This is a genomic window from Bacillus sp. FSL K6-2865 (genome assembly GCF_040311405.1).
GTDB lineage: Bacteria > Bacillota > Bacilli > Bacillales > Bacillaceae > Bacillus > Bacillus velezensis.
In genome coordinates, this window is sequence record NZ_CP152036.1 from 88,175 (window position 1) to 102,454 (window position 14,280).

Consider the following 14,280-nt stretch of genomic DNA (forward strand, 5'->3'; position numbering starts at 1 on the left):
AATGAAAGGAGGGGAAAAATGTTTAAAATCGGTGATATTCAATTGAAAAACCGGGTTGTGCTTGCCCCTATGGCCGGTGTCTGCAACTCAGCGTTCAGATTGACTGTAAAGGAATTCGGAGCCGGATTGGTATGCGCTGAAATGGTCAGTGACAAAGCGATTCTTTACAACAACGCAAGAACAATGGGGATGCTTTACATTGATGAACGTGAAAAACCGCTCAGCCTTCAGATTTTTGGAGGGAAAAAGGAAACCCTTGTGGAAGCGGCGAAGTTTGTAGATCAAAACACGACTGCTGATATTATTGATATTAACATGGGATGTCCCGTACCCAAGATTACAAAATGTGACGCGGGCGCCAAATGGCTTCTCGATCCCGATAAGATTTATGAAATGGTATCCGCAGTAGTAGATGCTGTTGATAAGCCGGTTACAGTGAAGATGAGAATGGGCTGGGATGAAGAGCACATTTATGCGGTGAAAAACGCCCAAGCCGTTGAACGTGCCGGCGGAAAAGCCGTTGCCCTTCACGGCCGCACAAGAGTGCAAATGTATGAAGGCACTGCGAACTGGGATATCATTAAAGAAGTGAAGCAATCCGTCTCCATTCCCGTCATCGGAAACGGTGATGTCAAAACGCCTCAGGACGCGAAACGCATGCTTGAGGAAACAGGAGTTGACGGGGTCATGATCGGCCGGGCCGCACTCGGCAACCCGTGGATGATTTACCGTACGGTGCACTACCTTGAAACCGGCGAGTTAAAAGACGAACCGAAAGTCCGTGAAAAAATGTCGGTATGCAAACTGCACTTAGACCGCCTGATTAAGTTAAAAGGCGAAAATGTGGCAGTCAGAGAAATGAGAAAACACGCTGCCTGGTATCTGAAAGGTGTCAGAGGCAATGCGAATGTACGCAACGAAATTAACCAATGTGAGACGCGTGAAGAAGTTGTGCAGCTTTTAGATGCATTTACCGCCGAAGCAGAGGCAAAAGAGCTTCAAGATGCAAAAGTAGGTTAATATACACCCTCTATTGCTGCTCACTGCCAGCTTACCGCTGGCAGTTTTTCTGCTTTTTCGTGAAATCAAAATGTAACGGAGTGATACCAATGAGTCAAGAAGAGCAAAATCATGAGGAATTGAACGACCAGCTGCAAGTCAGACGAGATAAAATGAACCAGCTGAGAGAAAACGGCATTGACCCTTTCGGTGAACGTTTCGAGAGAACGCATCAATCTCAACAGATCATTGACGCCTACCAGGAGCTTTCTAAAGAAGAACTGGAAGAAAAAGCGATCGAAGTGACCATTGCAGGCCGTATGATGACAAAGCGCGGAAAAGGGAAAGCCGGCTTTGCGCATCTGCAGGACTTAGAAGGTCAAATTCAAATTTACGTAAGAAAAGACAGTGTCGGCGAAGAACAATATGAAATCTTTAAATCTTCAGACCTCGGAGACGTTATCGGCATCACGGGGAAAGTTTTCAAAACAAACGTAGGCGAGCTTTCTGTCAAAGCGACATCTTTTGAACTGCTGACAAAAGCACTGCGTCCTCTTCCTGATAAATATCATGGGTTAAAAGACGTTGAACAGCGTTACCGCCAGCGCTATCTCGATCTCATCGTAAACCCTGACAGCAAACAAACGTTTATCACACGCAGCAAAATCATCCAAGCGATGAGAAGATACTTAGATGACCATGGATACTTAGAAGTTGAAACACCTACGATGCACAGCATACCGGGAGGAGCGTCTGCACGCCCGTTCATCACGCACCATAACGCACTCGACATGCCTCTTTATATGCGTATTGCGATTGAACTGCACCTGAAACGCCTGATTGTCGGCGGATTGGAAAAAGTCTACGAAATCGGCCGCGTGTTCCGTAACGAAGGTGTTTCTACACGCCACAACCCTGAATTCACGATGATCGAGCTGTATGAAGCGTACGCCGATTATAAAGATATTATGAGTCTTACGGAAAACCTCGTAGCACATATTGCGCAGGAAGTGCTTGGAAGCACCACAATCCAGTACGGCGAAGAGCAGATTGATTTGAAACCTGAGTGGAAACGACTCCACATGGTAGATGCGGTCAAAGAAGCGACAGGTGTAGATTTCTGGAATGAGATGACTGTTGAAGAAGCGCGCGGTCATGCAAAAGAGCATGGTGTCGAGATCACAAACTCAATGACGGTGGGTCATATCATCAATGAATTCTTCGAACAAAAAATTGAAGAAACACTCATTCAGCCTACATTTATTTACGGCCACCCTGTAGAGATTTCTCCTCTTGCTAAGAAAAATCCGGAGGACCCTCGCTTTACAGACCGTTTTGAACTGTTTATCGTCGGCCGTGAGCACGCTAATGCGTTTACGGAGCTGAATGACCCTATTGACCAGAGGGAACGCTTTGAAGCGCAGTTAAAAGAAAGAGAAGAAGGAAACGATGAAGCGCATATGATGGATGAAGACTTCGTTGAAGCTCTTGAATACGGCATGCCGCCGACCGGGGGATTGGGTATCGGTATCGACCGCCTTGTCATGCTGTTAACAAATGCTCCGTCTATCAGAGACGTTTTATTATTCCCTCAAATGAGACAACGCTAATAAAAGGGAAGGCGCCGTTTCTGCTTATCGCAGTACGGCGCTTTTTTAGAAACAAGCCGCTCGTAAAACTTTTTTGATTTTCTTTTAAAAAACTATTGCACTATTATTTGTGAGGTGGTATATTATTATTCGTTGCCGCTAAACAAGGCGCTGACGAAAAAAGAAATTTAAAAAAGTTGTTGACTTCAAGAGATTGATAAGATATAATAATAAAGTCGCTTGAACGAAAGACAAAATGATCTTTGAAAACTAAACAAGACAAAACGTACCTGTTAATTCAAAGTTTTAAATAAATCGCACAGCGATGTGCGTAGTCAGTCAAACACTTTATCGGAGAGTTTGATCCTGGCTCAGGACGAACGCTGGCGGCGTGCCTAATACATGCAAGTCGAGCGGACAGATGGGAGCTTGCTCCCTGATGTTAGCGGCGGACGGGTGAGTAACACGTGGGTAACCTGCCTGTAAGACTGGGATAACTCCGGGAAACCGGGGCTAATACCGGATGGTTGTTTGAACCGCATGGTTCAGACATAAAAGGTGGCTTCGGCTACCACTTACAGATGGACCCGCGGCGCATTAGCTAGTTGGTGAGGTAACGGCTCACCAAGGCGACGATGCGTAGCCGACCTGAGAGGGTGATCGGCCACACTGGGACTGAGACACGGCCCAGACTCCTACGGGAGGCAGCAGTAGGGAATCTTCCGCAATGGACGAAAGTCTGACGGAGCAACGCCGCGTGAGTGATGAAGGTTTTCGGATCGTAAAGCTCTGTTGTTAGGGAAGAACAAGTGCCGTTCAAATAGGGCGGCACCTTGACGGTACCTAACCAGAAAGCCACGGCTAACTACGTGCCAGCAGCCGCGGTAATACGTAGGTGGCAAGCGTTGTCCGGAATTATTGGGCGTAAAGGGCTCGCAGGCGGTTTCTTAAGTCTGATGTGAAAGCCCCCGGCTCAACCGGGGAGGGTCATTGGAAACTGGGGAACTTGAGTGCAGAAGAGGAGAGTGGAATTCCACGTGTAGCGGTGAAATGCGTAGAGATGTGGAGGAACACCAGTGGCGAAGGCGACTCTCTGGTCTGTAACTGACGCTGAGGAGCGAAAGCGTGGGGAGCGAACAGGATTAGATACCCTGGTAGTCCACGCCGTAAACGATGAGTGCTAAGTGTTAGGGGGTTTCCGCCCCTTAGTGCTGCAGCTAACGCATTAAGCACTCCGCCTGGGGAGTACGGTCGCAAGACTGAAACTCAAAGGAATTGACGGGGGCCCGCACAAGCGGTGGAGCATGTGGTTTAATTCGAAGCAACGCGAAGAACCTTACCAGGTCTTGACATCCTCTGACAATCCTAGAGATAGGACGTCCCCTTCGGGGGCAGAGTGACAGGTGGTGCATGGTTGTCGTCAGCTCGTGTCGTGAGATGTTGGGTTAAGTCCCGCAACGAGCGCAACCCTTGATCTTAGTTGCCAGCATTCAGTTGGGCACTCTAAGGTGACTGCCGGTGACAAACCGGAGGAAGGTGGGGATGACGTCAAATCATCATGCCCCTTATGACCTGGGCTACACACGTGCTACAATGGACAGAACAAAGGGCAGCGAAACCGCGAGGTTAAGCCAATCCCACAAATCTGTTCTCAGTTCGGATCGCAGTCTGCAACTCGACTGCGTGAAGCTGGAATCGCTAGTAATCGCGGATCAGCATGCCGCGGTGAATACGTTCCCGGGCCTTGTACACACCGCCCGTCACACCACGAGAGTTTGTAACACCCGAAGTCGGTGAGGTAACCTTTATGGAGCCAGCCGCCGAAGGTGGGACAGATGATTGGGGTGAAGTCGTAACAAGGTAGCCGTATCGGAAGGTGCGGCTGGATCACCTCCTTTCTAAGGATTTTAACGGAATATAAGACCTTGGGTCTTATAAACAGAACGTTCCCTGTCTTGTTTAGTTTTGAAGGATCATTCGATTCTTCGAGATGTTGTTCTTTGAAAACTAGATAACAGAAGTAATTCACATTCAATTAGTAATGCAAGATATCACGTAGTGATTCTTTTTAACGGTTAAGTTAGAAAGGGCGCACGGTGGATGCCTTGGCACTAGGAGCCGATGAAGGACGGGACGAACACCGATATGCTTCGGGGAGCTGTAAGCAAGCTTTGATCCGGAGATTTCCGAATGGGGAAACCCACCACTCGTAATGGAGTGGTATCCATATCTGAATACATAGGATATGAGAAGGCAGACCCGGGGAACTGAAACATCTAAGTACCCGGAGGAAGAGAAAGCAAATGCGATTCCCTGAGTAGCGGCGAGCGAAACGGGATCAGCCCAAACCAAGAGGCTTGCCTCTTGGGGTTGTAGGACACTCTGTACGGAGTTACAAAGGAACGAGGTAGATGAAGAGGTCTGGAAAGGCCCGCCATAGGAGGTAACAGCCCTGTAGTCAAAACTTCGTTCTCTCCTGAGTGGATCCTGAGTACGGCGGAACACGTGAAATTCCGTCGGAATCCGGGAGGACCATCTCCCAAGGCTAAATACTCCCTAGTGACCGATAGTGAACCAGTACCGTGAGGGAAAGGTGAAAAGCACCCCGGAAGGGGAGTGAAAGAGATCCTGAAACCGTGTGCCTACAAGTAGTCAGAGCCCGTTAACGGGTGATGGCGTGCCTTTTGTAGAATGAACCGGCGAGTTACGATCCCGTGCAAGGTTAAGCAGAAGATGCGGAGCCGCAGCGAAAGCGAGTCTGAATAGGGCGAATTGAGTACGTGGTCGTAGACCCGAAACCAGGTGATCTACCCATGTCCAGGGTGAAGTTCAGGTAACACTGAATGGAGGCCCGAACCCACGCACGTTGAAAAGTGCGGGGATGAGGTGTGGGTAGGGGTGAAATGCCAATCGAACCTGGAGATAGCTGGTTCTCTCCGAAATAGCTTTAGGGCTAGCCTCAAGGTAAGAGTCTCGGAGGTAGAGCACTGATTGGACTAGGGGCCCCTACCGGGTTACCGAATTCAGTCAAACTCCGAATGCCGATGACTTATCCTTGGGAGTCAGACTGCGAGTGATAAGATCCGTAGTCGAAAGGGAAACAGCCCAGACCGCCAGCTAAGGTCCCAAAGTATACGTTAAGTGGAAAAGGATGTGGAGTTGCTTAGACAACCAGGATGTTGGCTTAGAAGCAGCCACCATTTAAAGAGTGCGTAATAGCTCACTGGTCGAGTGACTCTGCGCCGAAAATGTACCGGGGCTAAACGTATCACCGAAGCTGCGGACTGTTCTTCGAACAGTGGTAGGAGAGCGTTCTAAGGGCTGTGAAGCAAGACCGGAAGGACTTGTGGAGCGCTTAGAAGTGAGAATGCCGGTATGAGTAGCGAAAGAGGGGTGAGAATCCCCTCCACCGAATGCCTAAGGTTTCCTGAGGAAGGCTCGTCCGCTCAGGGTTAGTCGGGACCTAAGCCGAGGCCGAAAGGCGTAGGCGATGGATAACAGGTTGATATTCCTGTACCACCTCCTCACCATTTGAGCAATGGGGGGACGCAGGAGGATAGGGTAAGCGCGGTATTGGATATCCGCGTCCAAGCAGTTAGGCTGGGAAATAGGCAAATCCGTTTCCCGTGAAGGCTGAGCTGTGATGGCGAGCGAATTATAGTAGCGAAGTTCCTGATTCCACACTGCCAAGAAAAGCCTCTAGCGAGGTGAGAGGTGCCCGTACCGCAAACCGACACAGGTAGGCGAGGAGAGAATCCTAAGGTGATCGAGAGAACTCTCGTTAAGGAACTCGGCAAAATGACCCCGTAACTTCGGGAGAAGGGGTGCTCTGTTAGGGTGCAAGCCCGAGAGAGCCGCAGTGAATAGGCCCAGGCGACTGTTTAGCAAAAACACAGGTCTCTGCGAAGCCGTAAGGCGAAGTATAGGGGCTGACGCCTGCCCGGTGCTGGAAGGTTAAGAGGAGCGCTTAGCGTAAGCGAAGGTGCGAATTGAAGCCCCAGTAAACGGCGGCCGTAACTATAACGGTCCTAAGGTAGCGAAATTCCTTGTCGGGTAAGTTCCGACCCGCACGAAAGGCGCAACGATCTGGGCACTGTCTCAACGAGAGACTCGGTGAAATTATAGTACCTGTGAAGATGCAGGTTACCCGCGACAGGACGGAAAGACCCCGTGGAGCTTTACTGCAGCCTGATATTGAATGTTGGTACAGCTTGTACAGGATAGGTAGGAGCCTTGGAAACCGGAGCGCCAGCTTCGGTGGAGGCATCGGTGGGATACTACCCTGGCTGTATTGACCTTCTAACCCGCCGCCCTTATCGGGCGGGGAGACAGTGTCAGGTGGGCAGTTTGACTGGGGCGGTCGCCTCCTAAAAGGTAACGGAGGCGCCCAAAGGTTCCCTCAGAATGGTTGGAAATCATTCGCAGAGTGTAAAGGCACAAGGGAGCTTGACTGCGAGACCTACAAGTCGAGCAGGGACGAAAGTCGGGCTTAGTGATCCGGTGGTTCCGCATGGAAGGGCCATCGCTCAACGGATAAAAGCTACCCCGGGGATAACAGGCTTATCTCCCCCAAGAGTCCACATCGACGGGGAGGTTTGGCACCTCGATGTCGGCTCATCGCATCCTGGGGCTGTAGTCGGTCCCAAGGGTTGGGCTGTTCGCCCATTAAAGCGGTACGCGAGCTGGGTTCAGAACGTCGTGAGACAGTTCGGTCCCTATCCGTCGCGGGCGCAGGAAATTTGAGAGGAGCTGTCCTTAGTACGAGAGGACCGGGATGGACGCACCGCTGGTGTACCAGTTGTTCTGCCAAGGGCATCGCTGGGTAGCTATGTGCGGACGGGATAAGTGCTGAAAGCATCTAAGCATGAAGCCCCCCTCAAGATGAGATTTCCCATTCCGCAAGGAAGTAAGATCCCTGAAAGATGATCAGGTTGATAGGTCTGAGGTGGAAGTGTGGCGACACATGGAGCTGACAGATACTAATCGATCGAGGACTTAACCAATTTGAATGTATGCTTACTGTTATCTAGTTTTGAGAGAACACTCTCAATGGTTTGGTGGCGATAGCGAAGAGGTCACACCCGTTCCCATGCCGAACACGGAAGTTAAGCTCTTCAGCGCCGATGGTAGTCGGGGGTTTCCCCCTGTGAGAGTAGGACGCCGCCAAGCTATTACACGTAAGTGTAATATATGGAGGATTAGCTCAGCTGGGAGAGCATCTGCCTTACAAGCAGAGGGTCGGCGGTTCGAGCCCGTCATCCTCCACCATATTTGCCGGCCTAGCTCAATTGGTAGAGCAACTGACTTGTAATCAGTAGGTTGGGGGTTCAAGTCCTCTGGCCGGCACCATTTTTGGACAAGATAATAACATAAGTCTTTTAAAAAGAGCCATTAGCTCAGTTGGTAGAGCATCTGACTTTTAATCAGAGGGTCGAAGGTTCGAGTCCTTCATGGCTCACCATGTTACGCGGGTGTGGCGGAATTGGCAGACGCGCTAGACTTAGGATCTAGTGTCTTATGACGTGGGGGTTCAAGTCCCTTCACCCGCATTATACAGGATAGTTATCCTGTATGCGGAAGTAGTTCAGTGGTAGAACACCACCTTGCCAAGGTGGGGGTCGCGGGTTCGAATCCCGTCTTCCGCTCCAACTATACCATCCACGCCGGGGTGGTGGAATTGGCAGACACACAGGACTTAAAATCCTGCGGTAGGTGACTACCGTGCCGGTTCAAGTCCGGCCCTCGGCATTATTGTTATGCGCCCGTAGCTCAATTGGATAGAGCGTTTGACTACGGATCAAAAGGTTAGGGGTTCGACTCCTCTCGGGCGCGCCATAATATTTTTAAAAATCGGGAAGTAGCTCAGCTTGGTAGAGCACATGGTTTGGGACCATGGGGTCGCAGGTTCGAATCCTGTCTTCCCGACCACTTCGGGGCCTTAGCTCAGCTGGGAGAGCGCCTGCTTTGCACGCAGGAGGTCAGCGGTTCGATCCCGCTAGGCTCCACCATTTATAAAAAATATGTTGACTTTAAAAGAAACTTATTATATACTTAAAAAGTTGCTTGAGAAAGTGAACAAAATGATCTTTGAAAACTAAACAAGACAAAACGTACCTGTTAATTCAAAGTTTTAAATAAATCGCACAGCGATGTGCGTAGTCAGTCAAACACTTTATCGGAGAGTTTGATCCTGGCTCAGGACGAACGCTGGCGGCGTGCCTAATACATGCAAGTCGAGCGGACAGATGGGAGCTTGCTCCCTGATGTTAGCGGCGGACGGGTGAGTAACACGTGGGTAACCTGCCTGTAAGACTGGGATAACTCCGGGAAACCGGGGCTAATACCGGATGGTTGTTTGAACCGCATGGTTCAGACATAAAAGGTGGCTTCGGCTACCACTTACAGATGGACCCGCGGCGCATTAGCTAGTTGGTGAGGTAACGGCTCACCAAGGCGACGATGCGTAGCCGACCTGAGAGGGTGATCGGCCACACTGGGACTGAGACACGGCCCAGACTCCTACGGGAGGCAGCAGTAGGGAATCTTCCGCAATGGACGAAAGTCTGACGGAGCAACGCCGCGTGAGTGATGAAGGTTTTCGGATCGTAAAGCTCTGTTGTTAGGGAAGAACAAGTGCCGTTCAAATAGGGCGGCACCTTGACGGTACCTAACCAGAAAGCCACGGCTAACTACGTGCCAGCAGCCGCGGTAATACGTAGGTGGCAAGCGTTGTCCGGAATTATTGGGCGTAAAGGGCTCGCAGGCGGTTTCTTAAGTCTGATGTGAAAGCCCCCGGCTCAACCGGGGAGGGTCATTGGAAACTGGGGAACTTGAGTGCAGAAGAGGAGAGTGGAATTCCACGTGTAGCGGTGAAATGCGTAGAGATGTGGAGGAACACCAGTGGCGAAGGCGACTCTCTGGTCTGTAACTGACGCTGAGGAGCGAAAGCGTGGGGAGCGAACAGGATTAGATACCCTGGTAGTCCACGCCGTAAACGATGAGTGCTAAGTGTTAGGGGGTTTCCGCCCCTTAGTGCTGCAGCTAACGCATTAAGCACTCCGCCTGGGGAGTACGGTCGCAAGACTGAAACTCAAAGGAATTGACGGGGGCCCGCACAAGCGGTGGAGCATGTGGTTTAATTCGAAGCAACGCGAAGAACCTTACCAGGTCTTGACATCCTCTGACAATCCTAGAGATAGGACGTCCCCTTCGGGGGCAGAGTGACAGGTGGTGCATGGTTGTCGTCAGCTCGTGTCGTGAGATGTTGGGTTAAGTCCCGCAACGAGCGCAACCCTTGATCTTAGTTGCCAGCATTCAGTTGGGCACTCTAAGGTGACTGCCGGTGACAAACCGGAGGAAGGTGGGGATGACGTCAAATCATCATGCCCCTTATGACCTGGGCTACACACGTGCTACAATGGACAGAACAAAGGGCAGCGAAACCGCGAGGTTAAGCCAATCCCACAAATCTGTTCTCAGTTCGGATCGCAGTCTGCAACTCGACTGCGTGAAGCTGGAATCGCTAGTAATCGCGGATCAGCATGCCGCGGTGAATACGTTCCCGGGCCTTGTACACACCGCCCGTCACACCACGAGAGTTTGTAACACCCGAAGTCGGTGAGGTAACCTTTATGGAGCCAGCCGCCGAAGGTGGGACAGATGATTGGGGTGAAGTCGTAACAAGGTAGCCGTATCGGAAGGTGCGGCTGGATCACCTCCTTTCTAAGGATTTTAACGGAATATAAGACCTTGGGTCTTATAAACAGAACGTTCCCTGTCTTGTTTAGTTTTGAAGGATCATTCGATTCTTCGAGATGTTGTTCTTTGAAAACTAGATAACAGAAGTAATTCACATTCAATTAGTAATGCAAGATATCACGTAGTGATTCTTTTTAACGGTTAAGTTAGAAAGGGCGCACGGTGGATGCCTTGGCACTAGGAGCCGATGAAGGACGGGACGAACACCGATATGCTTCGGGGAGCTGTAAGCAAGCTTTGATCCGGAGATTTCCGAATGGGGAAACCCACCACTCGTAATGGAGTGGTATCCATATCTGAATACATAGGATATGAGAAGGCAGACCCGGGGAACTGAAACATCTAAGTACCCGGAGGAAGAGAAAGCAAATGCGATTCCCTGAGTAGCGGCGAGCGAAACGGGACCAGCCCAAACCAAGAGGCTTGCCTCTTGGGGTTGTAGGACACTCTGTACGGAGTTACAAAGGAACGAGGTAGATGAAGAGGTCTGGAAAGGCCCGCCATAGGAGGTAACAGCCCTGTAGTCAAAACTTCGTTCTCTCCTGAGTGGATCCTGAGTACGGCGGAACACGTGAAATTCCGTCGGAATCCGGGAGGACCATCTCCCAAGGCTAAATACTCCCTAGTGACCGATAGTGAACCAGTACCGTGAGGGAAAGGTGAAAAGCACCCCGGAAGGGGAGTGAAAGAGATCCTGAAACCGTGTGCCTACAAGTAGTCAGAGCCCGTTAACGGGTGATGGCGTGCCTTTTGTAGAATGAACCGGCGAGTTACGATCCCGTGCAAGGTTAAGCAGAAGATGCGGAGCCGCAGCGAAAGCGAGTCTGAATAGGGCGAATTGAGTACGTGGTCGTAGACCCGAAACCAGGTGATCTACCCATGTCCAGGGTGAAGTTCAGGTAACACTGAATGGAGGCCCGAACCCACGCACGTTGAAAAGTGCGGGGATGAGGTGTGGGTAGGGGTGAAATGCCAATCGAACCTGGAGATAGCTGGTTCTCTCCGAAATAGCTTTAGGGCTAGCCTCAAGGTAAGAGTCTCGGAGGTAGAGCACTGATTGGACTAGGGGCCCCTACCGGGTTACCGAATTCAGTCAAACTCCGAATGCCGATGACTTATCCTTGGGAGTCAGACTGCGAGTGATAAGATCCGTAGTCGAAAGGGAAACAGCCCAGACCGCCAGCTAAGGTCCCAAAGTATACGTTAAGTGGAAAAGGATGTGGAGTTGCTTAGACAACCAGGATGTTGGCTTAGAAGCAGCCACCATTTAAAGAGTGCGTAATAGCTCACTGGTCGAGTGACTCTGCGCCGAAAATGTACCGGGGCTAAACGTATCACCGAAGCTGCGGACTGTTCTTCGAACAGTGGTAGGAGAGCGTTCTAAGGGCTGTGAAGCAAGACCGGAAGGACTTGTGGAGCGCTTAGAAGTGAGAATGCCGGTATGAGTAGCGAAAGAGGGGTGAGAATCCCCTCCACCGAATGCCTAAGGTTTCCTGAGGAAGGCTCGTCCGCTCAGGGTTAGTCGGGACCTAAGCCGAGGCCGAAAGGCGTAGGCGATGGATAACAGGTTGATATTCCTGTACCACCTCCTCACCATTTGAGCAATGGGGGGACGCAGGAGGATAGGGTAAGCGCGGTATTGGATATCCGCGTCCAAGCAGTTAGGCTGGGAAATAGGCAAATCCGTTTCCCGTGAAGGCTGAGCTGTGATGGCGAGCGAATTATAGTAGCGAAGTTCCTGATTCCACACTGCCAAGAAAAGCCTCTAGCGAGGTGAGAGGTGCCCGTACCGCAAACCGACACAGGTAGGCGAGGAGAGAATCCTAAGGTGATCGAGAGAACTCTCGTTAAGGAACTCGGCAAAATGACCCCGTAACTTCGGGAGAAGGGGTGCTCTGTTAGGGTGCAAGCCCGAGAGAGCCGCAGTGAATAGGCCCAGGCGACTGTTTAGCAAAAACACAGGTCTCTGCGAAGCCGTAAGGCGAAGTATAGGGGCTGACGCCTGCCCGGTGCTGGAAGGTTAAGAGGAGCGCTTAGCGTAAGCGAAGGTGCGAATTGAAGCCCCAGTAAACGGCGGCCGTAACTATAACGGTCCTAAGGTAGCGAAATTCCTTGTCGGGTAAGTTCCGACCCGCACGAAAGGCGCAACGATCTGGGCACTGTCTCAACGAGAGACTCGGTGAAATTATAGTACCTGTGAAGATGCAGGTTACCCGCGACAGGACGGAAAGACCCCGTGGAGCTTTACTGCAGCCTGATATTGAATGTTGGTACAGCTTGTACAGGATAGGTAGGAGCCTTGGAAACCGGAGCGCCAGCTTCGGTGGAGGCATCGGTGGGATACTACCCTGGCTGTATTGACCTTCTAACCCGCCGCCCTTATCGGGCGGGGAGACAGTGTCAGGTGGGCAGTTTGACTGGGGCGGTCGCCTCCTAAAAGGTAACGGAGGCGCCCAAAGGTTCCCTCAGAATGGTTGGAAATCATTCGCAGAGTGTAAAGGCACAAGGGAGCTTGACTGCGAGACCTACAAGTCGAGCAGGGACGAAAGTCGGGCTTAGTGATCCGGTGGTTCCGCATGGAAGGGCCATCGCTCAACGGATAAAAGCTACCCCGGGGATAACAGGCTTATCTCCCCCAAGAGTCCACATCGACGGGGAGGTTTGGCACCTCGATGTCGGCTCATCGCATCCTGGGGCTGTAGTCGGTCCCAAGGGTTGGGCTGTTCGCCCATTAAAGCGGTACGCGAGCTGGGTTCAGAACGTCGTGAGACAGTTCGGTCCCTATCCGTCGCGGGCGCAGGAAATTTGAGAGGAGCTGTCCTTAGTACGAGAGGACCGGGATGGACGCACCGCTGGTGTACCAGTTGTTCTGCCAAGGGCATCGCTGGGTAGCTATGTGCGGACGGGATAAGTGCTGAAAGCATCTAAGCATGAAGCCCCCCTCAAGATGAGATTTCCCATTCCGCAAGGAAGTAAGATCCCTGAAAGATGATCAGGTTGATAGGTCTGAGGTGGAAGTGTGGCGACACATGGAGCTGACAGATACTAATCGATCGAGGACTTAACCAATTTGAATGTATGCTTACTGTTATCTAGTTTTGAGAGAACACTCTCAATGGTTTGGTGGCGATAGCGAAGAGGTCACACCCGTTCCCATGCCGAACACGGAAGTTAAGCTCTTCAGCGCCGATGGTAGTCGGGGGTTTCCCCCTGTGAGAGTAGGACGCCGCCAAGCTATATTATGGTAAAGGCAGCTCATTATGAGCTGCCTTTTTTGTATTTTTCTGCATACGTTATATAATATGAGAAACGTAACGATATGCCTTTTTGCAAAAGCAGGTTTTATGCTTGTACAAAGTGGAAATAATAGAGATAGAGCGATACAGTTGAAAAATTTTGCGAAACACCTTATAGTAAGATTAAAGTCAAATATAGTCAAAGTCAATAAAGGAGGGGGTTGAGTGGGACATAATATTTCTGACATCATTGAACAGTACTTGAAACAAGTATTAGATCAAAATGGCAAAGAAATTTTAGAGATCAAACGCAGTGAAATCGCTGATAAATTTCAATGTGTTCCTTCCCAAATAAATTATGTCATCAACACCAGATTTACAAGTGAAAGAGGATATATTGTTGAAAGTAAACGGGGAGGCGGCGGTTATATTCGTATTATCAAAATTAAAATGAATAACGAAGTCGTCCTCATCAATAATATTATTTCGCAGATTCATACCCACTTGTCCCAGGCAGCCTCTGATGACATTATTCTCAGACTGTTAGAGGACGGAGTTATTTCGGAAAGAGAAGCTAAAATGATGGTGAGTGTAATGGATCGTTCAGTTCTATATATTGATTTGCCCGAACGGGATGAACTAAGAGCCAGAATGATGAAAGCAATGCTCACATCTTTAAAACTAAAGTAAGCGGGTGA

The 14,280-nt window shown here is 50.4% G+C and carries 3 protein-coding genes, 9 tRNA genes and 6 rRNA genes; all 18 read left to right on the top strand.

Annotated features, from left to right (window positions below):
- Positions 1-18 precede the first annotated feature (18 nt).
- On the top strand, positions 19-1,020 hold the full coding sequence (gene dusB, locus NYE42_RS00480) for a tRNA dihydrouridine synthase DusB (RefSeq protein WP_007409948.1): 1,002 nt from the start codon (positions 19-21) through the stop codon (positions 1,018-1,020).
- An 89-nt stretch (positions 1,021-1,109) separates the two neighbouring features.
- Positions 1,110-2,609, top strand: coding sequence for a lysine--tRNA ligase (gene lysS / locus NYE42_RS00485; protein WP_007615216.1), 1,500 nt, complete (start codon positions 1,110-1,112; stop codon positions 2,607-2,609).
- A 327-nt stretch (positions 2,610-2,936) separates the two neighbouring features.
- A 16S ribosomal RNA gene (locus NYE42_RS00490) occupies positions 2,937-4,486 on the top strand.
- Between the two features lie 175 nt (positions 4,487-4,661).
- A 23S ribosomal RNA gene (locus NYE42_RS00495) occupies positions 4,662-7,591 on the top strand.
- A 50-nt stretch (positions 7,592-7,641) separates the two neighbouring features.
- A 5S ribosomal RNA gene (rrf, locus tag NYE42_RS00500) occupies positions 7,642-7,757 on the top strand.
- A gap of 23 nt (positions 7,758-7,780) precedes the next feature.
- A tRNA-Val gene (locus tag NYE42_RS00505) sits at positions 7,781-7,856 on the top strand.
- A gap of 5 nt (positions 7,857-7,861) precedes the next feature.
- Positions 7,862-7,937 (top strand) — tRNA-Thr (locus NYE42_RS00510).
- Positions 7,938-7,973: 36 nt separating this feature from the next.
- Positions 7,974-8,049, top strand: a tRNA-Lys gene (locus NYE42_RS00515).
- A 6-nt stretch (positions 8,050-8,055) separates the two neighbouring features.
- A tRNA-Leu gene (locus NYE42_RS00520) sits at positions 8,056-8,137 on the top strand.
- A 24-nt stretch (positions 8,138-8,161) separates the two neighbouring features.
- Positions 8,162-8,236 (top strand) — tRNA-Gly (locus tag NYE42_RS00525).
- Between the two features lie 14 nt (positions 8,237-8,250).
- Positions 8,251-8,336 (top strand) — tRNA-Leu (locus NYE42_RS00530).
- 10 nt (positions 8,337-8,346) lie between these two features.
- Positions 8,347-8,423: transfer RNA gene (locus tag NYE42_RS00535), tRNA-Arg, on the top strand.
- A gap of 16 nt (positions 8,424-8,439) precedes the next feature.
- Positions 8,440-8,516 (top strand) — tRNA-Pro (locus NYE42_RS00540).
- 4 nt (positions 8,517-8,520) lie between these two features.
- Positions 8,521-8,596, top strand: a tRNA-Ala gene (locus tag NYE42_RS00545).
- Between the two features lie 164 nt (positions 8,597-8,760).
- Positions 8,761-10,310: ribosomal RNA gene (locus NYE42_RS00550) — 16S ribosomal RNA — on the top strand.
- Between the two features lie 175 nt (positions 10,311-10,485).
- Positions 10,486-13,415, top strand: a 23S ribosomal RNA gene (locus NYE42_RS00555).
- Positions 13,416-13,465: 50 nt separating this feature from the next.
- Positions 13,466-13,581, top strand: a 5S ribosomal RNA gene (gene rrf / locus NYE42_RS00560).
- The 16S, 23S and 5S rRNA genes sit together here with 9 tRNA genes alongside, the layout of an rRNA operon.
- A gap of 226 nt (positions 13,582-13,807) precedes the next feature.
- Entirely contained in the window at positions 13,808-14,272 is a 465-nt protein-coding gene (ctsR, locus tag NYE42_RS00565; protein WP_003156396.1) for a transcriptional regulator CtsR, read from the top strand.
- The last annotated feature ends 8 nt before the right edge of the window (positions 14,273-14,280 follow it).

Bases quoted from the DNA above. Each gene is read 5' to 3' on its own strand.
- lysS (WP_007615216.1), top strand. From the start codon at position 1,110: ATGAGTCAAGAAGAGCAAAATCATGAGGAATTGAACGACCAGCTGCAA.
- dusB (WP_007409948.1), top strand. From the start codon at position 19: ATGTTTAAAATCGGTGATATTCAATTGAAAAACCGGGTTGTGCTTGCC.